Raw genomic sequence first — 24,196 nt, forward strand, 5'->3', positions numbered from 1 at the left:
ATTGAAGTACTCATGTTGCATTCCGTTTTTAAGTTTTATCTTTGCAAAAATTAAAAAAATGAGCAAACCGATTTCTGAATTTATAGAGAAATATTACCTGCACTTCAATGCGGCTGCATTGGTAGATGCATCTAAGGGGTATGTTGCACATCTTAAAGATGGCGGAAAAATGATGATTACTTTGGCAGGTGCGATGTCTACTGCTGAATTGGGGAAGATTCTTGCAGAAATGATCCGTCAGGGAAAAGTTGATTTTATCTCTTGTACAGGCGCTAACCTTGAAGAAGATCTAATGAATCTTGTGGCACACTCTCACTACGAAAGAGTTCCGCACTACAGAGATCTGACGGCACAGGATGAGTGGGCTTTATTAGAAAGAGGGCTGAACAGAGTTACCGATACCTGTATTCCTGAAGAAGAAGCTTTCAGAAGACTTCAGAAGCATATCGTGGAGATCTGGAAAGATGCAGAAGCTAAAGGAGAGCGTTATTTCCCGCACGAATTCATGTATAAAATGATTCTTTCAGGAGTTCTTGAGCAGTACTATGAAATTCCAAGAGAAAACTCATGGATGATCGCTGCAGCAGAGAAAAACCTTCCGATCGTGGTTCCGGGATGGGAAGATTCTACGATGGGTAACATCTTCGCCTCTTACTGTATCAAAGGTGAGCTTACGGCAACCACTATGAAATCAGGAATCGAATATATGATGTACCTGGCAGACTGGTACACTCACAATTCAGCTGGAAAAGGAGTTGGTTTCTTCCAGATTGGTGGAGGTATCGCAGGAGATTTCCCAATCTGTGTAGTTCCAATGTTGTACCAGGATATGGAAATGCATGACGTTCCGTTCTGGTCATATTTCTGTCAGATCTCAGATTCTACAACGTCTTATGGTTCATACTCAGGAGCAGTTCCTAATGAAAAAATCACTTGGGGTAAACTGGATATCACTACACCGAAATTCATCGTTGAAAGTGATGCTACCATCTGTGCACCACTGATGTTCTCTTACATCTTGGAAAATTCTTAAGAATAACTTCTTATCAAAATACCAGCGCTTCAATTCATTTTGAAGCGCTTTTTTATGGTTGTACTTATCATTTCAAGCGTAGCGAAGCAATCTTATAATTTAAGCAACAAAGTCTTTAAGGTTAATTGCTTTTCTTAATGTTTCAAAATAAAACCACTAAGAAAAAGTTCATAAAGAGATTGCTTCGCTTCGCTCGCAATGACTTACGTGGAGGTTCAGTCCAGAGAATTCACCAGCACAAAATAACGGTAGGCCAGAATTCCCTTCTCAATTTTACTGAGGCTGTTCGGATCCTTGTCGCTCAACTTGGGGAGCATCTTTTTATTCACTGTATTCAGCAGTTGGAAAAATGATTTTTTCATACCTTTATATTTAAAATCAAACATCATTGAATCATTAAACATTCAAAAATGATGCAAAAAAGGTTTAAAATTCACGGAGACCTTATTTTTAACGGAACACAACCCCTGACTGACTATGGACGAAATTTTCAAACAACAGATTTACGAGATTACACGACTTATTCCCAAAGGAAGAGTTTCCTCTTACGGAGCTATAGCAAAAGCGGTAGGGTATCCGAACCATTCCCGTCACGTAGGAAAAGCGATGGGAGGGTGCCCCGAAGACGTTCCGGCACATCGTGTGATATCAAGTTCCGGAGTATTGTCTGTTCCTGAATTTCAAAAAAGACTCGAAGCAGAAGGTATTACCGTCGAAAATTTAAAAATCAAAGATTTCAAAAAACTCTTTTGGAATCCGCTTGACGAGATTTAGGATTGAAAATTTTACCCGTTCAGATCAGGATTTTCCATTCGGTCAATAGGCGGGATAGCTTTGGTTCATCAATAAAACGAAAACCAATGAAACCCATTTCAATCTTCTCATTCCTATTCCTTTTTATCGCTATATTTTCAAAAGCCCAGATGCATTCATAGATGACAAGATAAAAGAATACCTAACGAACACGAAAGTTAGGTTCTCTAAATACTTAAGGCACTAAAGTTTTTATTCAGCCAAATAGAGACCACCTGAATGGATTGGTCAATAATAAAAAAGAGGAAGCTCTGAAAGCGAGTGATACACCATAATAAAAACAGGTTCCAGCGGCAAAGCCGCTGGAACCCCCAAATAAAAAAGATCACTCTCCTTAATCTACCGATAGAGAAGTTAGATCTCCCTTCACATTCCCCTTCCTTGAAGGGGTGGATTTTTGCCTGCAAAAAGACGGGGTAGTAAAAAAATACCCACAATTATTAAAAAAATATCCAGAATACTCTTGAGTATTCAGGATACAATAACCGGCACTGTAAACTGCCAAATTTATCTTCTTCCTTTCGGAGTTTTTAATTCTTCTTTCAATCTTTCATTCTCTTGCTTTAGCAGGGCAATATAATCCTGCAAGCTTTGAATAATGGATGCAGAGATGTTATGAAATTGAGTCATCGTTCCATTTCCGGAAGAGCTGTCATTAAATACAGGATGATCGTAATTAACAACTACTTTTGCTTCCTCTTCCTCATAAATATCTTCTACAGTAACATCCAAAAAACGGGCAATTTTGTCCCATTCATCTTTAACGATTCTTACATCACCGCTTTCTTTTCTGCTGTAGTTGGATACATCAGTCGCGATAATATCGGCTATCTGCTGCTGAGTATAGCCTTTTTGTTTTCTGATGACGCGTAATTTTTCTTTTTGCATATCCGACATTTTATACAAAAATGGAAAAAAAGGACAATGTGTACAATAGAAAATGGAAAAAATGTGAAGTAGGAGGTTGAGATTTAAGGAAAAGTGCAGAAAAAGTTTAGAATATCAAAGGTATTGCATCAATGTGTTTATTATTTACGCTTTTGTTTTTAGGTTTTACCCACAAAGACGCAAGGTTTAAAATATAAATAGTTTTTAAGACGCAGGAATATCGAAGATTTTCAGCAAGGGAAAAGTGATAGTTCAATTTTTTGATTGGTACGATTTGTAAAGGATTCTAGATTGATTATAAAATTATTTCATTTCTCGCAATATTAGCGGTGTACAATTTTATCGGAGATAAAATCTTTGCGCCTTAAAACAGTAGGATGTAAAAAAACTTTTGCGTCTTTGCGTTTCCTCAACTTCACATTCGGTTTGATTCAAATTTAAAGCATAAAAAAGACTGCTCCCAATATGAGAGCAGTCTTACTATTTTTAGAGTATCTATTATTTCTCCAGTTGCTTATAGCTTCTCTGAATAAAATCTGTCAGGTCTTTTCCTTTCAACAGATTCTGTGAAAGCTTCGCAAGATCCAGAGCGTATTTGATCAGCGTTTCCTTTTCTTCAGGATTTTCTGTCTTTAAGATCTGGTTTGAAAGCTCACTGTTCGAGTTCACGACCAGATTATACATTTCCGGCAAACCTCCCATTCCGAACATACCTCCTCCGCCGGTTGCCTGCATCTCCTTCATTCTTCTCATGAATTCAGGCTGCGTGATCGTAAACGGAGCGTCATTGCTGTCAAGATCTTCAAGCTGTACGGTGAATTTAGCGTCTTTTACAGCCTCTTCCACGTTCTTCTTTAAAGATTCTTTTTCAGTTTCAGTTAATTTAGAAATGACAGGTTCGTCTTTTTTGATCAGGTTGTTGATATGATCTGCATCCACTCTTGCAAATGAGATTTTCTCTTTTGACGTTTCCAGTTTCTGGATCACGTGAGAAATGACAGGTGAGTCTAATAACAGAACGTCATAACCTTTATCATTAGCCGCCTGAATATAGCTGTGCTGCTCATCTGCATTGGTTGCGTAAAGAATGACCGTGTTACCATCCTTATCGGTGTGCGAAGGCTGAATCTTTTCGATCAGCTCATTCCATAGGAAGTATTTTCCATCTGTAGTAGGATATAAAGTGAATTTATCTGCCTTTTCAGCAAATTTTTCTTCCGTGATAATTCCGTATTCAATAACGATTTTGATGTCATTCCATTTTTTCTCATAATCTTCACGGTTTTCGTTGATCAGAGAAGACATTTTGTCGGCTACTTTTTTCGTGATGTAAGAAGAAATTTTCTTTACAGCACCGTCTGCCTGAAGATAAGAACGGGAAACGTTCAACGGGATATCCGGAGAATCAATGACTCCTCTCAGAAGCATAAGGAAATCTGGAACAATCCCTTTTACTTCATCCGTTACAAATACCTGATTCTGGTACAGCTGGATTTTATCCTTATCAATATTTAAATTGTTGCTCAGTTTCGGGAAGAATAAAACTCCCGTAAGATTGAACGGATAGTCAACATTCAGGTGAATATTAAACAAAGGCTCTTCAAACTGCATTGGATACAGTTCGTGATAGAACTTCATGTAATCCTCACTGGTCAGTTCGCTTGGGGCAATCGTCCATGCTGGTGTTGGATTATTGATGATATTATCCACTTCTTCAGTTTCTGCAACGGCATCTTCCGGAGCATCTTCGGGTAATGGAAGTGTATGGGTTTTGGTCCCGAATTTAATCGGAACAGGCATGAATTTATTGTATTTTGAAAGCAGTTCACGAATTTTTGCTTCTTCTAAAAATTCGGTTGAATCTTCTGCAATATGAAGAACAATCTCTGTTCCTCTTTCTGTTTTGTCAGTAGTTTCCTCAAGAGTGAATTCCGGACTTCCGTCACAGATCCATCGTACGGCTGGTTCGTCTTTATAAGATTTAGTGATGATTTCCACTTTTTCAGCCACCATAAATGCAGAATAGAATCCAAGACCGAAATGACCAATAATTCCGGAGTCTTTTGCAGAATCCTTATATTTTTCAAGGAATTCTTCAGCGCCCGAAAAAGCAACCTGGTTGATGTATTTTTCAACCTCTTCAGCCGTCATCCCGATTCCCTGATCGATGATGCGAAGTGTTTTTTGTTCTTTGTCGATTTTTACTTCAAGCTTCGGATTTCCGTACTCCACTTTAGCTTCTCCGATACTTGTTAAATGCTTTAATTTTAAAGTAGCATCCGTGGCATTTGAGATCAGTTCTCTCAGGAATATTTCGTGATCACTGTAAAGAAATTTTTTGATGAGAGGGAAAATGTTTTCCACAGATACATTAATATTTCCTTTAGTCATAATATTTTAGATTTTTTAATTTCCTTTTAATGCTCAAAAAAAATACCATGAAGGAGAATGTGACAGAATGGCATTTTTTCTACGGACTGTAATCCTGAAACGGGTTACTTTTCAGTGGTAACACCAATCATCACTCCGAAATCTCCATCTACCTGAGTCCAGTTTTCCTCCGGGAAATAAGCTCTAGAGACAAAACCGTCAAGATATAATGCATGGGTGCAGCCCAAACTCTTAAAGAAGGAGGCGAAGTGGTAAAAGTTTATTTTTTTCTTAGACATCACAAAAACCGGATCGCCATTTTTCAATATTCCGACACCGTTTCTGATATGTAAATTACCTGAGTTTTCTTGAAAAATGGGATTTATTTTTCCGTTGATGATCAACATAGGACCGGACTGCGTTGCAAATTGTATATCTGCATCTGTTTTGAAATTTTCAGTGGCAATAATGGCTGATACATTAGATTTTGTTCTATAGAAAATGCCATTAGGTTGTAAGTAGAAATTTCCTTCACCACTCAATGTATCAATGGGATGTAAAGTTTTAAAATTTTCTATGTATAATCCTTTTGGGATATTGTTTTCAATGAACATACCGCCATTCATAGCGAATTTTAAATTCTGATTTTTGGTGTTAACGTATTTTTTTAAATTTTCAATATTCCTGAAAGGCTGGTTTCGATGATCTTTCCAAAAGAATTCAATTTTCTCGTTTTTTGTATCGACAGGATATACGACGAAATCAGGGTTGATCTCTCTGTCTTTTTTACAGGAAAAGAAAACTATAAATACCAGAATATACGCTATTCTGAATATAATATTAAGCTTCATTTGCGTTTTTATTTAAAATTACACAAAAAAAAGACAGCCCTGAAGCTGTCTTAAATATATGGATTGAAAAAAATTATTTTACTTTATTTTTCAATTCTTCTTTGATTTTATTTTCTAATTCCTCAGCTAGCTCAGGGTTGTCTTTCAACACGTCTTTTACTGCGTCACGACCTTGTCCCAATTTGGTTTCTTCATAGCTGAACCAAGAACCGCTTTTCTTTACAATTCCCTGTTCTACAGCCTGATCAAGAATTTCTCCTGTTTTAGAAACTCCTTCACCGTACATAATGTCAAATTCAGCTTGTTTGAAAGGTGGCGCTACTTTGTTTTTTACAATTTTCACTTTCACACGGCTTCCTACTGCTTCATCTCCGTTTTTAATCGGTGCACTCGCTTTTCTGATATCTACTCTTACAGAAGCGTAGAATTTCAATGCATTACCACCGGTTGTGGTTTCCGGATTTCCGAACATCACCCCGATTTTTTCTCTCAATTGGTTAATGAAAATAACGGTACATTTTGTTCTGGAAATCGTAGCAGTCAGTTTTCTCAATGCCTGAGACATCAATCTTGCGTGAAGACCCATTTTGGAATCTCCCATTTCTCCTTCAATTTCTGCTTTTGGAGTTAATGCTGCAACGGAGTCAATAACCACAATGTCGATTGCCCCTGAACGGATCAGGTTATCAGCAATTTCCAAAGCCTGTTCCCCGTTGTCCGGCTGAGAAATAATTAAGTTTTCAAGATCGATTCCTAATTTTCCTGCATAACCTCTGTCAAAAGCGTGCTCTGCATCAATAAATGCTGCAATTCCACCTGCTTTTTGAGCTTCTGCAATCGCGTGAAGTGTTAAAGTTGTTTTACCGGAAGATTCAGGTCCGTAGATCTCAATGATTCTTCCTCTAGGGTATCCACCTACTCCAAGAGCGATGTCTAATCCCAAAGATCCGGAAGGAATCACTTCAATGGTCGTATCAATTGTACTGTCACCTAAAGTCATTACCGTTCCTTTTCCGTATGTTTTATCTAGCTTGTCAAGCACTAATGCAAGTGCTTTTTTCTTATCGTCTATGTTGCTCATCTGTTGTTAAAATAATTGCTCAAAATTACGGAATTTTACCTTCAAAAACTAATATTATTTACTGTGAAAAACTGTTTTTATCGTTAAATAATAATAATGTTTTGAGGCTGATGTTATTCATTACGAATGGAATGTGAAGTTTTATGATTCAAAACATAAAAAATATTTTTTTCCGTTGACTATACTTGCTGTTCAGTATTGTTTTAGTGAAGATTTGAATTTTTAGTCACTCTGAGATAGTCTTCCAGTACTTTCATCTGGTCTTTGTCTCCTTTTTTTATTCTTGCATCCCTGCTTACGATTGTATCATAGATTTTGTTGAACAGGATCTTTGTTTTGGGAAACAGTTTTCTGTTTGAAACTTCCGGGATCTGAAGTCTTTTGCATACCTCATCATCCAGCAGAAACCAGGTACAGCAGATGTGCAGATATCTGAGATTGGTCCTCTGGAACTTGAATTTTAAAATTGGATTTTCCAGAGATTCATTCAGTAAAGAATGGGCGAGTAAAATAGAATCTTTATCAGAAGGAGGCTGAACAGAAGTCCATAAATGAAAAAATTCTGTTGCCTGCTTTTTACTGTCGGGAAGAAGTTGCTCAGGAATTCCCAATAAGTATCCTACATATTTCCAAAGATGAAAAATTCCTTTTTCCTCTTCTTCTGAAAAGGTATTTCCCAATTTTTTAAGACTGTGAAGAAAAACAAGACTGAAACCAATATACGTAGCCATCATATCCCATGAATTGATAGGTTCTCCCCAGTTTTCCGTATCCCATTCCTTGTAATGTTTCTTGACGGAAAGTCTGGCGTACGAATGGATCAGGCGGGTCTTAATAGCAAATTCGTAACCTTTTGCATGAATTTGAAGGGCATCATAGCGCGTTGCATTGACCCAAAAGTCCAGCGTTTCTGAAAGACGTTTTACTGCACCTTTTTTCAGAGCCTCCGTAGCGGTGAGGGGCTTATTAAGATAGGCATAATCATAACCGCCGATCAGACAGTAATCCCTTAATGAGATGAGCGAGTCAATATTACTTCTCATACAGAGCTCTGCGCCGCTTTTCAGCAGGCTGTAGTCAAGCCATTCCGGAATCTGCTGCGTCTGGGTGAAAAGTTTTTTTACGCTTTCAGGAACATCATCTGTTTCAGAGACCCCGTTTCGGATATAATTTTCAATTTCTCTTGAGGCTTCATGAAATTTTTTAGTAAAATAAACCTCTTTTACCACTTCATCTCCCACCTCATCCACATGATAAAAATAGCGTGAAAACTTTTCAAAGTCCTTAAAACTCACTTCAGCTCCGGAAAAGTCGATAAGTTGTTTTCCGTTTCCTTTTCCCCAAAAATGTTTAAAGTGAGGAGAATCTTTAAAACGCGGCAGTATCATCATGTTTTTCATTACTATAAAAATACAAGTTTTGCGCCGAAATATACTGGTGAGATTTATCAGCCTTTCATCAGATTTCTTAATAAAAAATCATTAGATAAGTCCTCTTTCAAAAGCTTTCTTTACAAGCTCTTTGCAGTTCCTGGAATCTGTTTTTCGTAAAATATTTTTTCTGTGGGTGCGTACTGTGTGTTCAGATAGAATCAGGGACTGGGCAATTTCAGGGCCTGAATATCCTTTTGTGATAAGGGAAAGAATTTCCATTTCTCTTTTCGTTAAATGTTCAGGGAAACTCTCAGGTTTCGAAAAGGAATCCAGCTTCACCTGGTGAAAGTCATTTCTGGGGCCCATCCCTGAAATCAGGACGGTATAAGGATTTTCTTTTGTGATATGATGGATGTTAGTATGGATGTTTATCGCCTGAATGGGAATTCCGGTTTCATCTTCCATGGTGATCACAGACTGGTGATGGAAGAGTTCATATTTTCCTTCCGCTGTTTTCATTCTGAAGCAATAGCTGCATTTGATGTAAAGCTGATGTTCTAAACCTATTTCTGTCATTTTGTCGATCAGAGTCTGCTCAGCTTTCATGACAAATTCAATATCATCAGGGTGCGTGAGGTCTATGACTTCTTTTAAATTTTCAGGATAGCTGTCAAGACCGTGAAGTCTGAGGATATTTTCATGATGATGGGAAAGCGTACTGTTGGTAAGATTGAGAGCGTAATAATAAAATTCACCAATGGCAAACATTTCACTGATGATCTTTTCGATCGGTGGTTTATCACGGATCGTTCTGTCTCTTCTTACACCCGGATACGTATTCCAGACTTCAATAAGAGGGTGTTTTTTTTCTGAATTCTCCATGAATTAATTGGTTTATGCTAAAATAATTAAAATACTTGCAAAATACCACAAAAGGGGGATTTTTTTACTTTAATAAAATTTTAAACTTTGTACTAACTAATAACCAGGAAAACTCAATTTACTTTATCCCGTTTTGTTTAATGATTTAATTTATTCTATCATTTTTTTAATCAAGAAAAAAATAATTAAACAAAGCATAAGCGGACCGCCTGAACGGCTACTGAATAAGAAGCTTTTATGAATGTTATAAAACAGTTTACTCTTTTCTTTTTAGTTGTTTGAAAATGATAAACTTATAGCCTCTCGTTGCTGGGGGGCTTTTTCGTTGTCTACACATTCCCTTCTCATTGCATTTCTAACCTTTAAAATCACCCGAACGGGTAATTTACTTGTATTCATGGATTTTTAAACTTTGTATAAAACTAATAGCCATGAAAACATATGTATTACTTCTATTCCTGCTGTGGGCGGGAATGTTCAAATCACAGGGAAAGCCAGAAGAGGATGTTAAAGGTTTGCTTAAGACTTTAGTAGATAAGGATTTAGATTTTATCAAAGAAAGATCAGGAAAATATACTCCTATTGTATCTGCGTACACTTATAACCAGATGGTGAAGAAAGATTTTTCTATGCTTGTTACAGGATCTACAGAAAATAATCAGGTGGGAAAGTATGCAGCGCTTTCCATTGATAAAAATGAGCAGAGTTTTTCATTGAGTCCCATTATTTATATACCTGAAAAAAAAGACGAAGAAAAATTTAGACATGTTTTTTCAATAAATGCCAGTGGAAAACTTAATAATAACGGCTTTTTTGATTTTTCAAATAGAAAATTGTTAAGAGTAGGGGGAAGCTGGACAGCACTTTTATCTACAAGATATTCTTATGGTGAATTATCTCCTGAAACCCGGGATAAAAATAAAGAAATTTATGGGTTAGTACGGGAAGATTTAATAAAAAAAATGGATTCTCAAGATAAGTTGGAAAAAATAAAATCTGATCAATCGGACTATAAACAAGTGTACCATCAGGAGGTTGAAAAATATGAAAATTTAGTGTACAAAAATGTTTGGACTACAAAATTTTTAGCATGGACGAAGCTTGATGTAGGTTACTCCGAAGATAAACTTAAAATAATAGACAGCATCAATGTCCAGAATTCGGTGATGGACCCTATGAATAAAAGCATTAGCGGAGCATATTTTTCCCTATCCGGAAATATTTATTATGGCTCGAGAAAAGGCTTTGGATTATATCTGAATGCACAATTATCATATTCAAAAAAGACTTCTCTTTCTGAAATATTCTCAACTGTAGAATGGAACAGGATCCGTTATGGAAGTGGAACCAATAATACCGTTTATTATGATATAGAAGAGCATAGTGTATATATTACCAATTTCAATACGCTTAAGCAAAAATATAAACGAGATATTTCTGTACAGGTTCTCTGCTTTATACCACTTGGGCAATCCAACTTGATAGGTTTGGATGTAGGTTATCAAAATAAAGAGTTTATCACACCAAGCTCAACTACTTTTACAAGTAATAAAAATATTTTTAGTGTAGGGATTATGTTCCCGCTGAGGGATAAGGACGGAAAAACCACAATCAATATTGAGCCTTTCTGGCGTAATACTTCTTTCAGTAATTACGATGAAGGAAAAGAGGAAAGTTTTTGGGGTGTGAAATTCGGGGTTCCTCTGAATCAGCTTTTCTAAAATGTATTAAAGTATATTCGAATATAATAAAATCAAAAAAACCTTCCCATCGGGAAGGTTTCATTATTTATAACTGATTGCTCATTACTTATTATAAAGAAGCAGAATGGATAAGCATATCTACCAATTTGTTTGAGTAGCCCATTTCGTTGTCATACCAAGAAACAAGTTTTACAAAGTTTGGAGAAAGCATGATACCGGCGTCTTTGTCGAAGATAGAAGTTCTCTTATCTCCTACGAAGTCCTGAGAAACGACTGCATCTTCAGTGTATCCTAAGATTCCTTTCAATTCACCCTCAGAAGCAGCTTTAATAGCAGCACAGATCTCATCGTAAGAAGTAGCTTTTTCTAATCTTACCGTAAGGTCAACTACAGAAACGTCAACAGTTGGCACTCTGAAAGACATACCTGTTAATTTTCCGTTTAATGAAGGGATTACTTTTCCTACCGCTTTAGCAGCACCTGTAGAAGAAGGGATAATGTTGTTAAGAGCAGCTCTACCACCTCTCCAGTCTTTAGCAGACGGTCCATCAACAGTTTTTTGAGTTGCTGTTGTAGCGTGTACCGTAGTCATAAGACCTTCTACGATTCCGAAGTTATCGTGGATTACTTTAGCTAAAGGTGCTAAACAGTTGGTTGTACAAGAAGCGTTGGATAAGATTTTGATATCGTCAGTAAGCTCCAGGTGGTTCACACCCATTACGAACATTGGAGTGTCGTCTTTAGATGGGGCAGAAAGGATTACTTTTTTAGCTCCGGCGTTGATGTGAGCCTGAGCAGAGTCTTTAGATAAGAAAAGACCTGTAGATTCTACGATATACTCAGCACCTACTTCATTCCACTTTAAGTTGTTAGGATCCTTTTCAGCAGTTACTCTGATTTTTTTTCCGTTTACCACAAGGTCGTTACCTTCTACAGAAACTTCTCCAGGGAAAATACCGTGTACAGAATCATATTTTAACATGTAAGCCATGTATTCTGCGTTGATTAGGTCATTGATTCCTACTACTTCAATGTTATCTCTTTCAGTCATTGCTCTGAAAACAAGACGTCCAATTCTACCAAAACCGTTGATACCTACTTTGATTGTTGACATAATAGTTTGTTTTAGATTTATAAAAAATAATTAGATTGCTAAAATTTCGGAAATCAGTAAAAGATCTTTATTGATTTCATTATGTTTTTTAATGGCCTCTTCAATCGGTGTATACACCATATCGTTGGAACGCATTCCGGCCATTACATTTGTTTTTCCTTCCATTAATCCCACTACGGCACCGTAGCCCAGTCTGCTGGCCAAAACCCGGTCTGCACAGCTCGGAGAACCTCCTCTCTGAATATGTCCCAGGATCGTTACCCGGATGTCATAATCAGGAAATTCTTCCTTCGTCTGATTTGCAAGATCATAGATGCTTCCCAGTTTTTCACCTTCAGCAACTACCACGATACTGGATGCTTTTCCTGTTTTTTCAGCTTTTCTGAAGTTTGCGAAAAGATCCTGCATGCTGTCTTTTTTCTCAGGAATAAGGATGTCCAATGCACCAGTGGCCAGTCCGCTGTTTAAAGCAATAAAACCGGCATCACGCCCCATCACCTCAACAAAGAAAACCCTGTTGTGGGAAGTAGCCGTATCACGAACCTTATCAATAGCTTCCATCGCTGTATTCAAAGCAGTATCGTAGCCAATGGTATTATCCGTTCCGAAAATATCATTGTCAATAGTTCCCGGTACACCGATGACCCTGATCCCGAATTCTTCGTTAAAGATCTTGGCTCCGGTAAAAGTTCCGTCTCCTCCAATGCATACCAATGCATCGACACCATATTTCACACAGTTATCATAAGCTTTCTGGCGTCCTTCCGGAGTTCTGAATTCCACGGATCTGGCAGATTTCAGAATGGTTCCGCCCTGGTTGATTATATTTTTTACGGAACGGGGACCCATTTTCAGGAAATCATCATTGATGAGCCCGTTATAGCCTTCCCTTACTCCGTAGCATTCGATATTATAATAATTGGCGGTTCTTACGACCGCTCTTAATGCTGCATTCATACCTGGAGAGTCACCTCCTGAAGTAAGAACTGCAATTTTTTTTACAGCACTCTCTTTCATCTAGTAAAAAATTTCGAACACAAATTTACAAAAACAAGTTCAGATAATGGCAGTAAGTTGAGAAGAGTTTTGAATATATATAATTAAAAGCTTCTAAAATTTGTAGGTTTAAAAAAATACCTTGCTGTTTTGGTTTCAGAAGAATTTACATCAAGACGATACCATGGCGAAATATTTTTATCAAAAGGATTGGATAGCATATGAATAGATTGGGCAGGAGTGAATCCCTGGCTTAATAAAAATAACTTTTCACCTTCCTTATTCTGACAGACTCCTGAAATAAAAATAATATGTCCCGGACTTCCCGGAGTGATCAGAATATCACCGGTTTTCAGATCTGAAGTTTTTGCAACCGGGTTTGTTTCTTTATTCAAGGAAATCGTTCCGGCATAATTGAAAATCAGATCCAGATATTTTCTGAAATTAGAATAGGAATCATCAAAACCTGCTGTCTTTCTAAAAATTACTGAATTTCCATTGACGAAAGCCCGGATACCATTTTTATAGTCATTCCAGGAGACCAGATCGCCACTGGTAAAATGAAATTTGATCTTATCAAATTTTTTAGCTTTGTACAAATATTCCGCTCTTAAACGGATTGCTGCATCAGCACACTGTTGCAGATCTTTATTCCCTGTATCAATATCATAAACGGCTTCGTGAAGATCCTGAGTGGAAATAGGAGTGTCATCATATTTTAAAATCTGACTTCCATACGGTTTAAGCTTGAAATTCTCAATAAAATATCCAAAAGAATCTTGCTGCTCTTCAATCCATGTATAACCTTCAGGAGCAGAAAATCTTTCCCTAATCGTGTTTTTATCTTTATTGATTTGAACAGAACTTTCAGGACCCCCAACTCCTGCTATTTCAATGGTGTTACCTGATAATTTTTTGTCATTGTTACAGCTTGAAATGATCAGGGTAAGCGTCAGAATAAAAATATTTTTTTTCATGCAGTTTCTGTTTAATGACAAATATCCGCGATTTTAGGATATGAATTGAAAACAGACATTAAATTTTCTCATTTTCAGGAACCAAAAGCTTTCCCCAATCATTCAGCTGCCAAAGAATTTCTACCAGTTTTTCTCCAAGCTCCGTTAAAGTATACTCAACTCTGGGAGGTAATTCATTAAACGACTGTTTAACCAAAATACCATCCTCCACCATCTCATTAAGCTGCTGGTTCAAAACTCTGCGGTCCACCTTAGCAATTCCGCGAAGAAATTCACTGGGCCTTTTTTTACCTTCATTGATCTGCCATACAATAGGAACTTTCCATTTTCCACTGATGGTATTGACGGCGACTTCCAACGGACATATTTTATTTTCCTCAGCTTTATCCTTTGTTTTCATAAAATTGACTTTTTTATCCCTATGGGTGAAAAATATGCGTTATTGCCTATTCTGATTCACTTTTAGACCTTTGTAAAAATAATAAAATTAAAAAGATGAATAGTCTGGCTCAACAGATTGACAAATTAAATCATACATTATCTTCTCAGCTTCCAATAGAGGTTTTGCAGGCATTTCGAAAATCTATTGAAGAATTAAAAACCAGTAATCTGGAAAAAAATAGTCTTAAGATAGGTGATAAAATGCCCGAATTTTCACTTCCCAATACTGTCGGACAAATGATATCGTCCCGGGAAATTCTTAAAAAAGAAAAAATGATCTTGACTTTTTACAGAGGAAACTGGTGTCCGTATTGTAATCTCGAGCTGAGGTCTCTGCAGGAAAATCTTTCATTAATAAAAAATAAAAATTCTTTTTTAGCCGCTGTTTCTCCACAAACTTTGCATTATTCTAAAACTACAGTTGAGGAAAATGACCTTGGTTTTGATGTTTTGACAGATGCAGGTAATGCTTTTGCAAAAAAGTTGGGAATCGTTTTCCAATTAACGGATTTTTTGTTGCCTTATTATGAAAGCCTCGGTATTGATCTTACAGAATTTAATGGTAATGAAGATAATATGTTGCCAATTCCTGCTGTATTTGTAGTTGACAGAAATGGTTATATCATTTTCAGATTTTTAGATGTAAATTACATGAACAGGCTGGATATTGAAGAACTGATTAAAGTATTATGACAGAAAAACGAAAAGGAGCCCGCTCCATCAAAGACATTCCACATGAGATTCTTGAAAAGCTGAATCGGGGAGAGATCGAAAGTGTTAATCTTACAGAATGGCTGGCGGTAGATCAAAGACTGTTGCTGGAAAATTTGCTTCAGCAGAATCACCGTACAGAATATTTGAAACCTATTGTAGAAAATGTAGACCAGCTGAAAAAACAAACCGTTAATACCATTAATGAAACCATCGGAATTGGTTTACTTAATCTGGCTTCTAAAAATAATGACGATGAGTTTCTTCTCAAACTTTCAGCCCATCCGGCAGATCTCGTACGTTGCTGGGCTTCCTATACCATTGGACGAAACAATAATTTGAAAATTAAAGAAAAATTAGACAGGATTCAGTCATTTGCTTCTGATTCTCATTTTGGAGTGAGGGAAATCTGCTGGATGGCAGTGCGTCCGGATATATCCAAAAATCTTGAGGAAAGCTTATCTGTTTTATCCGAATGGACGCGGCATGACAATGAGAATGTGAGACGTTTTGCCAGCGAATCTACAAGGCCGAGAGGTGTTTGGTGCGAACATATCAATGCTTTAAAACAAAATCCCGGACTTGGACTGAAAATTCTCGAGCCTTTACGGTCAGATTCTTCAAGATATGTGCAGGATAGTGTAGGAAACTGGTTGAATGATGCAAGCAAATCACAACCTGAGTTTGTCATCGAAACCTGCGATGAATGGCTTCGGGAAAGCCCAGGAAAAGAGACACAGTATATCGTAAAAAAAGCTTTGCGAACCCTTAAAAAGTAAGACTTATCCACAAAAAAAGAATGGTGATTTAATTTTTCATTACATATGTCACGGATTTTCAAATTTTTAAATAATTTTTTTCAAACCTCTATTCTCGTTGACCAGGGAATAATTTGCTCCATTTGACAGGAAAAATAAGATTGAAAAAGCCTCAATGTTAACGGTATGTTAACTTGAAAAAGTTATCCACAATATGAGTTTTTGATTAATGTGAATTATATATCTCATGAAATGAATGATTTAAGTAATATAAGTCAAAAAGGGAATTGAAATCAGGTCTTTTTTCAACGAAATAAAAAGTTATCCACAATATGGAATGATTGATTCAAATTTTAGAACTTATTTCCAGAGATCATCGGGGATAAGAAAATTTAATTGATAAAGATTTGAAGCCGGAGGCACGAGGTTAGAAGTTATTATTGCGTTTTCATTTTTAAAGGATGTCATAAAATTTGATTTCAAATAGCTTTAAATGCTATGATCGCAAAATATTTTTAATTAAACCTGAAAAAAATGTTCGCAAAGGTGTCAGAAAAAATAAAAGAATGTTGAGTTACAATATATATGACCAGGATATGTAAAATCAATTTTATCCTGAACTCACGTTATTTAAATTTTTGAGGATCTGTTACCATTTTTCAGTCAGATATTTCCAGTACCTTTTCGGAACATGCTGCACATGCAGTTTTAAATTCTTCCTTTCCGTTATGTTGGTCTTCGTAAAATACCGCTGCCAAAGCGTTTGGTAATTCTGTTCCTCATCATGGAACTTTTGTTGGTATTTATGAAGATCTAGTTTTTCTTCCGGATAAAAAAACTCACAGCTTTCCAGATCGTACAGGATTCCATAATTCCGTCTCAAATCGTAGATCATCCATTTCTGGTCCTGATAACGGTCTTTAAAATGTTTCCGGATCAGGGGAAGAACATCAAAGTCAGGATCTATTTTGGCAAAGAAAACTCCGTCCTGCATTTTTTCAAACCGGACAAAAGCAGTCATTCTGTGCCTTTCACGATCTACAGATTTACAGATCTTTGATATTTTCAGCATCTCTTCATCCGCATAATTTTGAAGAATATTTTTGCCAGAGTGCCTGATGGATTGTTTGACAGCAGAAAGAATAAGATGCTCCCGTTCCTGATCTTCGGACAGAAAAACTTTCAGCAGCTGGTGAATGCCTGATCTTCCAATATTCTCTTCCAGTTTATTGAATACTCTTTCCGCTTTGTCGCATTGTGTGATCACTTCATGAATTTCAGCGAAAATGTTTTCCTGATGGAATTTTTCCTTACTTATAATTTCAACATCTTGATACCGGTATTCAAATACTTCAAATACTGCGGTTAAAAGGCCGTCGAAACTTCCGTCATAAAGCAATGTGGTCATCGTGATTCAGGTAAATTTTTTTTTTGATCAGTTTTAAAACAAAGTCAACTGCTGTGAAAACTGATTGTGAAACTTGGAAGAACTTCCTCCTATCAGCAGTTTCCTTAAATTGGTATCCGTTAAATATTTCAGGTAAGCATTTCCTGCATTAAAATCGATGAAATATTTTGCCCGGTTCACGGCAGCACCAAGTTTTTTCAAATGGTCCATATTTAAAACCTGAAAACGACGTGCCTGAACGATCTTCTGTGCCGTTTTTACGCCAATTCCCGGAATCCTTAAAATCATTTGGTAATCGGCCGTTTGCAGATTAATAGGAAATTGGTGAAGATGTCTCAGTGCCCAACTCAGTTTAGGATCTACCTCCAGATCTAAAAACGGCATATGAGGATCTAAAATTTCTTCCGCTTTAAATCCGTAAAACCTCATCAGCCAGTCCGACTGATACAGACGGTTTTCACGAAGCATAGGAACTTCCGTAGTCAGAGAGGGGAGTCTTTTATCTTCCAAAACAGGAACATATCCCGAATAATAGACTCTCTTCATATTGAAGTTTTTATAAAAATGATCAGCCACTTTGATGATCTGTAAATCGTTTTCATTGGTGGCTCCTACGATCATCTGTGTAGACTGTCCTGCAGGCGCAAACTTCGGTACTTTTCTGAAAATTTTCTTTTCATCTTTATATTGAATAATGCCTTTCTGAATATAGCGCATCGGATTGATCATATCCTGACGGTTCTTTTCAGGAGCCAACAGTTTCAGACCACTTTCTGTAGGAATTTCCAGATTGACGGAAAGTCTGTCTGCATAAAGGGCTGCTTCCTGCATCAGTTCATCACTGGCACCCGGAATAGACTTTAAATGGATGTAGCCGTTGAAATTTTCTTCAGTCCGTAATTTTTTAGCCACTCTTACCAAACGCTCCATCGTTGTATCAGCGTTTTTGAAGATACCTGAACTTAGAAACAATCCTTCAATATAATTTCTACGGTAAAAATTAATCGTCAGATCCACCACTTCTTCTACTGTAAAACCTGCTCTTTTGATATCATTTGAACTTCTGGATACACAGTAGGCGCAGTCGTAGATACAGTGGTTGGTCAATAGAATTTTAAGCAAAGAAACACATCGTCCGTCTTCTGTATAGGTATGACAGATCCCGCTTACGGAACTGTCTCCCAAAGCGCCTTTCTTATTCTTTCTCGTTCCTCCGCTGGATGAGCAGGAAACATCGTATTTCGCAGCGTCCGCAAGGATTTCAAGTTTTTCTTTCAGGCGTTCAAAGTTCATATTTCTAACCGGATGTTATATTTTGTATCATTATTTTGTTCAAAAATAGTTCCAAAATTTATAATTATCAATCTTTTTCGATAGAAGTTATCAACAATGGTGACTTACAAAATTACTATCTTTACGGATATTAAATTTATGCTATGGATCATAAACCGGTAGAAGGTTTCTCGAAACTTACCAAGCAAGGCAAAATAGATTGGCTTGTGAGCGAATACCTTGATGGAAACGAAGAATATCAAAATATACTAAAACAATACTGGAACGAAAATGCTGATCTTCAGAAACTTCACGAAGAGTTTTCTGAAAATACGATCTCCAATTTCTATATGCCTTACGGAATTGCTCCGAATTTCCTGATCGACGGAAAGCTATTCGCCCTTCCAATGGCGGTAGAAGAAAGCTCAGTCGTAGCGGCCGCTTCCAAGGCTGCCAAATTCTGGATCGATAAAGGAGGTTTTAAAACAACCATTATCAACAATGAAAAACTGGGACATACCCACTTTATATTTAACGTAGAATCTCATAAGCTTCAGCATTTCTTTAATTTTAATTTAAAGAAAAAATTATACGAAGCTACAGAAGCGATCACAGCCAACATGAGAAATCGAGGCGGTGGAATTTTGGATATTAAATTAGTTGATAAAACTTCTGAAATGCCGAATTACTACCAGCTTAAAGCAAGTTTCGATACGGTAGATTCCATGGGTGCGAATTTCATCAATTCATGTCTTGAGCAGTTCGGTAAAACATTGAAACAGGAAATTGCAACGAGTGAAGATTTTACTCAGGAAGAAAAAAGCTCACTTCAGGTGGTGATGAATATTCTTTCCAACTTTACCCCTGACTGTATTGTAAGAGCTGAGGTTTCCTGTAAAATTGAAGATTTAAAAGACGACAGCGGAATTTCCAATGAAGAGTTTGCGAGAAAATTCAAACAGGCGGTAACCATCGCTGAAATAGAACCTTTCCGTGCCACGACGCACAATAAGGGAGTGATGAATGGAGTAGATGCTGTAGTCATTGCCACAGGTAACGATTTCAGAGCCACAGAAGCGTGCGCACATGCCTATGCTGCAAGAGACGGACAATATAGATCTTTAACTCACTGTACGATAGACAATGGAATTTTCAGATTCTGGATTGATCTTCCGATTTCTGTTGGAGTGGTAGGAGGACTTACGAATTTACATCCTTTGGTGAAATTCTCGCTGGCCCTTCTTGGAAAACCATCTGCACAGGGATTGATGAGTATTCTGGCTGTTTCCGGTCTTGCCCAGAACTTCGGAGCCCTTCGTTCTTTAGTGACAACAGGTATCCAGAAAGGGCATATGAAAATGCACTTGTTGAATATTTTAAACCAAATGGGCGCTACAGAAGCGGAAAAACAGCATTTTGTGACGTATTTTAAAGATAAAACAGTAAGTCATCATGAGGTTATTCATGAGTTTAACCGATTAAGAGCCCAATAATGCTGCAAATCATTTTACCTTTACTATTTATCGGCTTCGGGATTTTTTTAAAGAAAACGACATCCCCGGGATTCAGAAGTTCTAAAAAATTTTCCACTCTCTTTATGATATTGGGGATTTCGACTCTGGTTGCGAAACTTATTTTAATCTATATAAAATCAAAATAGTGAAACGGAATCTTCTATTCTTCCTTTTGATTTCAGGTTTAAGTTTTTCACAGCAAAAAAATGTGAAGATCAATAATCTGCAACCTGCCTCTGAAAACCATAATTTTCCGTTAATTTCTTACAGCGTAAAGCCTTTGGTTGAGAATAAGATCAATACTTTTCTGCAGGTCAGTGAACTGGAATATATTCCGAATTCCGGTGGGAACCCTTTTAAACTGGCCTCTACAGCTACGAATTACTATTCCAACTATGTCTATTTCTTTGATTGGCAGAAATTGGAAACTCCTAAAAATATTTTAAGTATAAGCATCAATGGAGAGGCTTCGGGAGCGTATCCGGAAGAGTTTTCAGACTGGAAGAATTTTGATCTGAGAACTGGAAATTATATCAATGCGGAAGCTTTATTTCAAGCAAGTGCTACCAAAACGGTTGCAGGTTTGATTCAGAAAAAAATTAAAAAAAGAGTCAATAGCTTTCTCGTAAAATTAAAATCCGAAAAGAATCCATCAGAAGAAGTTCAGGAGCAGATTGGCTTATATGAAGGATGCTTTATGGATTATACTTTGAATGGCATCCAGTATTTTTTCGGAAAGGATAAATTGACTTTTGTAGCAGGTCGATGTTCCAATCATGCCATGCGGGCATTGGATGATTGGGAAGTCATGAACTGGAATTTACCTATAAAGAACTTGAAAAATACCTGAGTATTTATGGTAAGAATCTGATTTCAGGTTCTGAAAAAATTGGGCAGACGGGTCCAGGAAATAAATTATTCAAAGGAAAAATTGACGGAAAATATCCTATTACGGTTTTGTTTAACGAAATCAATGAGGATGATTCCTTTTCAGCTACTTATTGGTATGACAAGAACAAAAAATCAATCAATTGGAGGGGCGAATTTGTCCATGACCATTTTTCCATCACAGAAGATGATTACCACAGTGAGGAACTTAAGGAATGGATACCAAGAGCCTTAATAGAAGCGGATTTGAAAGGGAATAAAATCATTGGTACATGGCAGGATTACAAAACAAAAAAATATTTAAATCTAGAATTAGAAGAACTATAAAATGAAAACAATTACTTTAATTTTCGGTGCCGCCTATGGAATGCTGTCCGTTATTCTGGGAGCTTTCGGAGCACATGCTTTAAAAAAGATACTGTCTGTGGAAAGACTTGAAAGTTTTGAAACCGGAGTGCGATACCAGATGTACGCTGCATTCTTTCTGTTGATCGTTGGCTACATCCTGAAATTTGATACTTCATCGCAGAAATGGATTTCTATTTTAATGATTGCAGGAACAATGTTATTCTCTTTCAGTATTTATTTCCTGAGTTTACAGGATTATCTGGGGGCCAACCTGAAGTTTTTAGGGCCCATTACTCCGCTTGGAGGTCTTTTTATGATTGTTAGCTGGGCACTGCTGATATGGTATTTTGCCAAAACAAAAATATAATAAGAAACGGGTTTCAGACTTTGGCAAAACTTGTTTACTATAAAGACGGACAAATGAAAAGTCGTTTTATCTTATTGTTGATGACCCTTATTATTTTTTCTTTCGGTGTTCAAAAAATAAACGCCCAGGAGAAGAAGAAATTCATGAATGGGAATATTTTAACGGCCGTTAAAACGATTCAAAAGAATTTTTCTGACAGCATCAGTCGGTATGATTACAAAAAAAATGCTGATCTGTACAGTAAGAAATATAAAGCTTTTTACATTGAAAAAATACAGGATCTGGAAAGCCTGTACCAAAGTATATTCGATAAAGAAGTCATCATCGGGAAGGTCGATCAAAGTATTTTATTTAAAACAGCGAATGGAATACAGGTAGAAAACACCGTGTCGCCGGGGGAATCTCAATCTCAAAATGAAATCAAAAGTAAATCTGTTGATATGAGTCAGGTCGAGAATTACCATCAACTTGAAGATTTAAAAAAACGCTTGACCGTTGATTTTCCGGTTTATTTGATAGAAGAGGACGAAGGGACCTATCAGTGCCGGCTGAATTTTATCATTGATGTGGATGGGAAATTCAAAAAAGTAAAATACAGCGGATCATCCGGTACAGAGTTCAAGATTATCAGTGCATTATTCCTCTATGCTATCGGAGGTTTGGAAAAGCCCTTGTATTATGATAAAAAGCCCATTATACAACAATTTTCCCAGCCGATTGTGTTAAGGTTTGAATAGTCAAAAACAACTGATGTTTTCTGACTCCAAAGATTACATGGATGGGATCACAGTCTGAAAAATCATCCGAAGAACAGAGGGAATTTGATAAATATGTTAAAAATCAAGTATACTGTACCTTAATTTTTAAGTCAATAAACTTGAACTTCCATGTCTTTTTAGTAAATTTGTCAACCTTTAAATTTTAAAATAAAATAATAAAAATAATATGAATCTTCACGAGTATCAATCAAAAGAGATTTTATCAAAGTACGGAGTTGCTATCCAACGTGGTTTCGTAGCGAACAATGTAGAAGAAGCTGTAGCAGCTGCTGAAAAATTGACTGCTGAAACCGGAGCTCAGGCTTGGGTGGTAAAAGCACAAATTCACGCAGGTGGTCGTGGTAAAGGTGGTGGTGTAAAGTTCTCTCCAAACATGGATAAACTTAAAGAAAACGCTCAAAACATCATCGGAATGCAGTTGGTAACTCCACAAACTTCTGCTGAAGGTAAAAAAGTACACTCTGTTTTGGTTGCAGAAGATGTTTATTATCCGGGAGAAACTGAAACTAAAGAATTTTATGTTTCTATTCTTTTAGATAGAGCTGAAGGTAAAAATACAATCGTATATTCTACTGAAGGTGGTATGGACATTGAGCATGTTGCAGAAGTAACGCCTCATTTGATCCACAAAGAAATCATTGATCCTGCTTTAGGTCTTCAAGGTTTTCAGGCTAGAAAAATCGCTTTCAACCTAGGTCTTGAAGGAAATGCTTTCAAAGAATTTACAAAATTCATTGCCTCTCTTTACAATGCTTACACTGGAATTGATGCTTCTCTTTTCGAAATCAACCCTGTGTTGAAAACGTCTGATAACAAAATTATCGCTGTAGATGCTAAAGTAACTTTGGATGATAACTCATTGTTCCGTCACAAAGACCTTGCTGAATTAAGAGATACAAGAGAAGAAGATCCAATGGATGTAGAAGCTGGTGAAGCTGGTCTTAACTTCGTAAAATTGGATGGTAACGTTGCTTGTATGGTAAACGGTGCTGGTCTTGCTATGGCAACGATGGATATCATCAAATTATCTGGTGGTAACCCGGCTAACTTCCTTGACGTAGGAGGTACTGCAGATGCTCAGAGAGTACAGACTGCTTTCGGAATTATCTTGAGAGATCCTAACGTAAAAGCAATCCTGATCAACATCTTCGGAGGTATCGTAAGATGTGACAGAGTAGCTCAGGGTGTTGTAGATGCTTACAGAGCGATGGGTAGCCTTCCGGTTCCATTGATCGTAAGATTACAGGGAACTAACGCTGTTGAAGCTAAAAAATTAATTGATGATTCAGGTCTTCCTGTACATTCTGCAATTACTTTGGAAGAAGCAGCCAACAAAGTAAAAGAAGTTTTAGCATAAGCCTAAACTTGTAAATAAATTGAGAAACCGTTCCATTTTTGGAACGGTTTTTTTTATTTTTTAGCCACAAAAGCCACAAAAATTTTTAATGTTAAACACTTGAGATCACTTTAGTTTTAAAGTTTTATTATCCTGAAAACAATAAGATCACCTGAGAAGAAAATCAAAGATTTTCATAAGAACTGAAGTGCGCTTTCTATGTACAATTTATTCAGCTTTAAAATAACTTAAGTGTGAAAAAACTTTTGTGGTTGAATCTATTTTTTTTCAGC

General features: G+C 36.8%; 24 protein-coding genes. 11 read left to right on the forward strand and 13 right to left on the reverse strand.

Annotated features, from left to right (window positions below; all coding sequences use genetic code 11):
• Positions 1-58: 58 nt before the first annotated feature.
• Positions 59-1,033, forward strand: coding sequence for a deoxyhypusine synthase family protein (locus EG346_RS10305; RefSeq protein WP_073334290.1), 975 nt, complete (start codon positions 59-61; stop codon positions 1,031-1,033).
• A 215-nt stretch (positions 1,034-1,248) separates the two neighbouring features.
• Here the strand turns inward: EG346_RS10305 and EG346_RS24790 are convergent, their stop codons facing one another.
• The gene (locus tag EG346_RS24790; RefSeq protein WP_164466099.1) at positions 1,249-1,395 is read right to left on the reverse strand and encodes a hypothetical protein; all 147 of its coding nucleotides are present in this window, start codon (positions 1,393-1,395) and stop codon (positions 1,249-1,251) included.
• Between the two features lie 115 nt (positions 1,396-1,510).
• On the opposite strand from EG346_RS24790, the gene EG346_RS10310 reads away from it, so the two are divergent.
• Positions 1,511-1,807, forward strand: coding sequence for an MGMT family protein (locus EG346_RS10310; RefSeq protein WP_123878462.1), 297 nt, complete (start codon positions 1,511-1,513; stop codon positions 1,805-1,807).
• 546 nt (positions 1,808-2,353) lie between these two features.
• Here the strand turns inward: EG346_RS10310 and EG346_RS10315 are convergent.
• The 6 genes from EG346_RS10315 to EG346_RS10340 all read right to left on the reverse strand — a co-directional run bounded on the left by EG346_RS10315 (position 2,354) and on the right by EG346_RS10340 (position 9,291).
• Positions 2,354-2,734, reverse strand: a complete 381-nt coding sequence (locus EG346_RS10315; protein ID WP_073334296.1) for a helix-turn-helix transcriptional regulator — start codon at positions 2,732-2,734, stop codon at positions 2,354-2,356.
• Positions 2,735-3,232: 498 nt separating this feature from the next.
• Positions 3,233-5,125, reverse strand: a complete 1,893-nt coding sequence (htpG, locus tag EG346_RS10320) for a molecular chaperone HtpG (protein ID WP_123878464.1) — start codon at positions 5,123-5,125, stop codon at positions 3,233-3,235.
• Between the two features lie 104 nt (positions 5,126-5,229).
• Positions 5,230-5,955: a phosphodiester glycosidase family protein gene (locus tag EG346_RS10325; protein ID WP_123878465.1), complete on the reverse strand. Its 726-nt coding sequence runs from the start codon at positions 5,953-5,955 to the stop codon at positions 5,230-5,232.
• A gap of 73 nt (positions 5,956-6,028) precedes the next feature.
• A complete protein-coding gene (gene recA / locus EG346_RS10330) occupies positions 6,029-7,036 on the reverse strand; it encodes a recombinase RecA (RefSeq protein WP_034749257.1) in 1,008 nt (335 codons plus the stop codon).
• A gap of 203 nt (positions 7,037-7,239) precedes the next feature.
• Positions 7,240-8,427 carry an oxygenase MpaB family protein gene (locus EG346_RS10335; protein ID WP_123878467.1) on the reverse strand — a complete coding sequence of 396 codons (1,188 nt, stop codon included), beginning with the start codon at positions 8,425-8,427 and terminating at the stop codon, positions 7,240-7,242.
• Positions 8,428-8,517: 90 nt separating this feature from the next.
• On the reverse strand, positions 8,518-9,291 hold the full coding sequence (locus tag EG346_RS10340) for a LuxR C-terminal-related transcriptional regulator (RefSeq protein WP_073334305.1): 774 nt from the start codon (positions 9,289-9,291) through the stop codon (positions 8,518-8,520).
• Between the two features lie 431 nt (positions 9,292-9,722).
• On the opposite strand from EG346_RS10340, the gene EG346_RS10345 reads away from it, so the two are divergent.
• On the forward strand, positions 9,723-11,012 hold the full coding sequence (locus EG346_RS10345; RefSeq protein WP_123878469.1) for a hypothetical protein: 1,290 nt from the start codon (positions 9,723-9,725) through the stop codon (positions 11,010-11,012).
• A gap of 91 nt (positions 11,013-11,103) precedes the next feature.
• On the opposite strand, the gene gap is transcribed toward EG346_RS10345, so the two are convergent.
• From gap to EG346_RS10365, 4 genes are all read right to left on the reverse strand, one after another.
• The gene (gap, locus tag EG346_RS10350; protein WP_073334309.1) at positions 11,104-12,108 is read right to left on the reverse strand and encodes a type I glyceraldehyde-3-phosphate dehydrogenase; all 1,005 of its coding nucleotides are present in this window, start codon (positions 12,106-12,108) and stop codon (positions 11,104-11,106) included.
• 30 nt (positions 12,109-12,138) lie between these two features.
• The gene (gene pfkA, locus EG346_RS10355) at positions 12,139-13,125 is read right to left on the reverse strand and encodes a 6-phosphofructokinase (protein WP_123878471.1); all 987 of its coding nucleotides are present in this window, start codon (positions 13,123-13,125) and stop codon (positions 12,139-12,141) included.
• Between the two features lie 83 nt (positions 13,126-13,208).
• The gene (locus EG346_RS10360; protein WP_123878473.1) at positions 13,209-14,081 is read right to left on the reverse strand and encodes a DUF4846 domain-containing protein; all 873 of its coding nucleotides are present in this window, start codon (positions 14,079-14,081) and stop codon (positions 13,209-13,211) included.
• Positions 14,082-14,139: 58 nt separating this feature from the next.
• On the reverse strand, positions 14,140-14,481 hold the full coding sequence (locus EG346_RS10365) for a winged helix-turn-helix transcriptional regulator (RefSeq protein WP_073334315.1): 342 nt from the start codon (positions 14,479-14,481) through the stop codon (positions 14,140-14,142).
• Positions 14,482-14,576: 95 nt separating this feature from the next.
• Between EG346_RS10365 and EG346_RS10370 the strand changes: the two genes are divergently transcribed.
• A complete protein-coding gene (locus EG346_RS10370; RefSeq protein ID WP_123878475.1) occupies positions 14,577-15,215 on the forward strand; it encodes a peroxiredoxin-like family protein in 639 nt (212 codons plus the stop codon).
• Positions 15,212-16,012, forward strand: a complete 801-nt coding sequence (locus tag EG346_RS10375) for a DNA alkylation repair protein (RefSeq protein ID WP_073334319.1) — start codon at positions 15,212-15,214, stop codon at positions 16,010-16,012. The genes EG346_RS10370 and EG346_RS10375 overlap by 4 nt, the downstream gene beginning before the upstream one ends.
• A gap of 628 nt (positions 16,013-16,640) precedes the next feature.
• Here EG346_RS10375 and EG346_RS10380 read toward each other — a convergent pair.
• The gene (locus EG346_RS10380; protein WP_123878477.1) at positions 16,641-17,399 is read right to left on the reverse strand and encodes a TIGR03915 family putative DNA repair protein; all 759 of its coding nucleotides are present in this window, start codon (positions 17,397-17,399) and stop codon (positions 16,641-16,643) included.
• Between the two features lie 33 nt (positions 17,400-17,432).
• A complete protein-coding gene (locus EG346_RS10385) occupies positions 17,433-18,692 on the reverse strand; it encodes a putative DNA modification/repair radical SAM protein (protein WP_123878479.1) in 1,260 nt (419 codons plus the stop codon).
• Positions 18,693-18,835: 143 nt separating this feature from the next.
• On the opposite strand from EG346_RS10385, the gene EG346_RS10390 reads away from it, so the two are divergent.
• From EG346_RS10390 to sucC, 6 genes are all read left to right on the forward strand, one after another.
• On the forward strand, positions 18,836-20,164 hold the full coding sequence (locus EG346_RS10390) for a hydroxymethylglutaryl-CoA reductase, degradative (RefSeq protein ID WP_123878481.1): 1,329 nt from the start codon (positions 18,836-18,838) through the stop codon (positions 20,162-20,164).
• A gap of 166 nt (positions 20,165-20,330) precedes the next feature.
• Positions 20,331-21,035 (forward strand): hypothetical protein, encoded by a 705-nt coding sequence (locus tag EG346_RS10395; RefSeq protein WP_228425784.1) that lies wholly within the window; start codon positions 20,331-20,333, stop codon positions 21,033-21,035.
• Positions 20,984-21,400, forward strand: a complete 417-nt coding sequence (locus tag EG346_RS25075; RefSeq protein WP_228425786.1) for a hypothetical protein — start codon at positions 20,984-20,986, stop codon at positions 21,398-21,400. Before EG346_RS10395 ends, EG346_RS25075 begins: the two co-directional genes overlap by 52 nt.
• Position 21,401: 1 nt before the next feature.
• Positions 21,402-21,788 (forward strand): DUF423 domain-containing protein, encoded by a 387-nt coding sequence (locus EG346_RS10400; protein ID WP_073334331.1) that lies wholly within the window; start codon positions 21,402-21,404, stop codon positions 21,786-21,788.
• 20 nt (positions 21,789-21,808) lie between these two features.
• Positions 21,809-22,525: a hypothetical protein gene (locus EG346_RS10405; protein ID WP_123878484.1), complete on the forward strand. Its 717-nt coding sequence runs from the start codon at positions 21,809-21,811 to the stop codon at positions 22,523-22,525.
• A gap of 208 nt (positions 22,526-22,733) precedes the next feature.
• Positions 22,734-23,924: an ADP-forming succinate--CoA ligase subunit beta gene (gene sucC, locus EG346_RS10410; RefSeq protein WP_073334336.1), complete on the forward strand. Its 1,191-nt coding sequence runs from the start codon at positions 22,734-22,736 to the stop codon at positions 23,922-23,924.
• Positions 23,925-24,196: the final 272 nt, after the last annotated feature.

Source organism: Chryseobacterium carnipullorum, from assembly GCF_003815695.1.
Lineage (GTDB): Bacteria > Bacteroidota > Bacteroidia > Flavobacteriales > Weeksellaceae > Chryseobacterium > Chryseobacterium carnipullorum.

Bases quoted from the DNA above. Each gene is read 5' to 3' on its own strand.
- EG346_RS10335 (WP_123878467.1), bottom strand. From the start codon at position 8,427: ATGATGATACTGCCGCGTTTTAAAGATTCTCCTCACTTTAAACATTTT.
- recA (WP_034749257.1), bottom strand. From the start codon at position 7,036: ATGAGCAACATAGACGATAAGAAAAAAGCACTTGCATTAGTGCTTGAC.
- EG346_RS10310 (WP_123878462.1), top strand. From the start codon at position 1,511: ATGGACGAAATTTTCAAACAACAGATTTACGAGATTACACGACTTATT.
- sucC (WP_073334336.1), top strand. From the start codon at position 22,734: ATGAATCTTCACGAGTATCAATCAAAAGAGATTTTATCAAAGTACGGA.
- EG346_RS10375 (WP_073334319.1), top strand. From the start codon at position 15,212: ATGACAGAAAAACGAAAAGGAGCCCGCTCCATCAAAGACATTCCACAT.
- EG346_RS24790 (WP_164466099.1), bottom strand. From the start codon at position 1,395: ATGAAAAAATCATTTTTCCAACTGCTGAATACAGTGAATAAAAAGATG.
- EG346_RS10345 (WP_123878469.1), top strand. From the start codon at position 9,723: ATGAAAACATATGTATTACTTCTATTCCTGCTGTGGGCGGGAATGTTC.
- pfkA (WP_123878471.1), bottom strand. From the start codon at position 13,125: ATGAAAGAGAGTGCTGTAAAAAAAATTGCAGTTCTTACTTCAGGAGGT.
- EG346_RS10305 (WP_073334290.1), top strand. From the start codon at position 59: ATGAGCAAACCGATTTCTGAATTTATAGAGAAATATTACCTGCACTTC.
- EG346_RS10400 (WP_073334331.1), top strand. From the start codon at position 21,402: ATGAAAACAATTACTTTAATTTTCGGTGCCGCCTATGGAATGCTGTCC.
- EG346_RS10325 (WP_123878465.1), bottom strand. From the start codon at position 5,955: ATGAAGCTTAATATTATATTCAGAATAGCGTATATTCTGGTATTTATA.
- EG346_RS10390 (WP_123878481.1), top strand. From the start codon at position 18,836: ATGGATCATAAACCGGTAGAAGGTTTCTCGAAACTTACCAAGCAAGGC.
- EG346_RS10340 (WP_073334305.1), bottom strand. From the start codon at position 9,291: ATGGAGAATTCAGAAAAAAAACACCCTCTTATTGAAGTCTGGAATACG.
- EG346_RS10360 (WP_123878473.1), bottom strand. From the start codon at position 14,081: ATGAAAAAAAATATTTTTATTCTGACGCTTACCCTGATCATTTCAAGC.
- htpG (WP_123878464.1), bottom strand. From the start codon at position 5,125: ATGACTAAAGGAAATATTAATGTATCTGTGGAAAACATTTTCCCTCTC.
- EG346_RS10385 (WP_123878479.1), bottom strand. From the start codon at position 18,692: ATGAACTTTGAACGCCTGAAAGAAAAACTTGAAATCCTTGCGGACGCT.
- EG346_RS10370 (WP_123878475.1), top strand. From the start codon at position 14,577: ATGAATAGTCTGGCTCAACAGATTGACAAATTAAATCATACATTATCT.
- EG346_RS10365 (WP_073334315.1), bottom strand. From the start codon at position 14,481: ATGAAAACAAAGGATAAAGCTGAGGAAAATAAAATATGTCCGTTGGAA.
- EG346_RS10380 (WP_123878477.1), bottom strand. From the start codon at position 17,399: ATGACCACATTGCTTTATGACGGAAGTTTCGACGGCCTTTTAACCGCA.
- EG346_RS10315 (WP_073334296.1), bottom strand. From the start codon at position 2,734: ATGCAAAAAGAAAAATTACGCGTCATCAGAAAACAAAAAGGCTATACT.
- gap (WP_073334309.1), bottom strand. From the start codon at position 12,108: ATGTCAACAATCAAAGTAGGTATCAACGGTTTTGGTAGAATTGGACGT.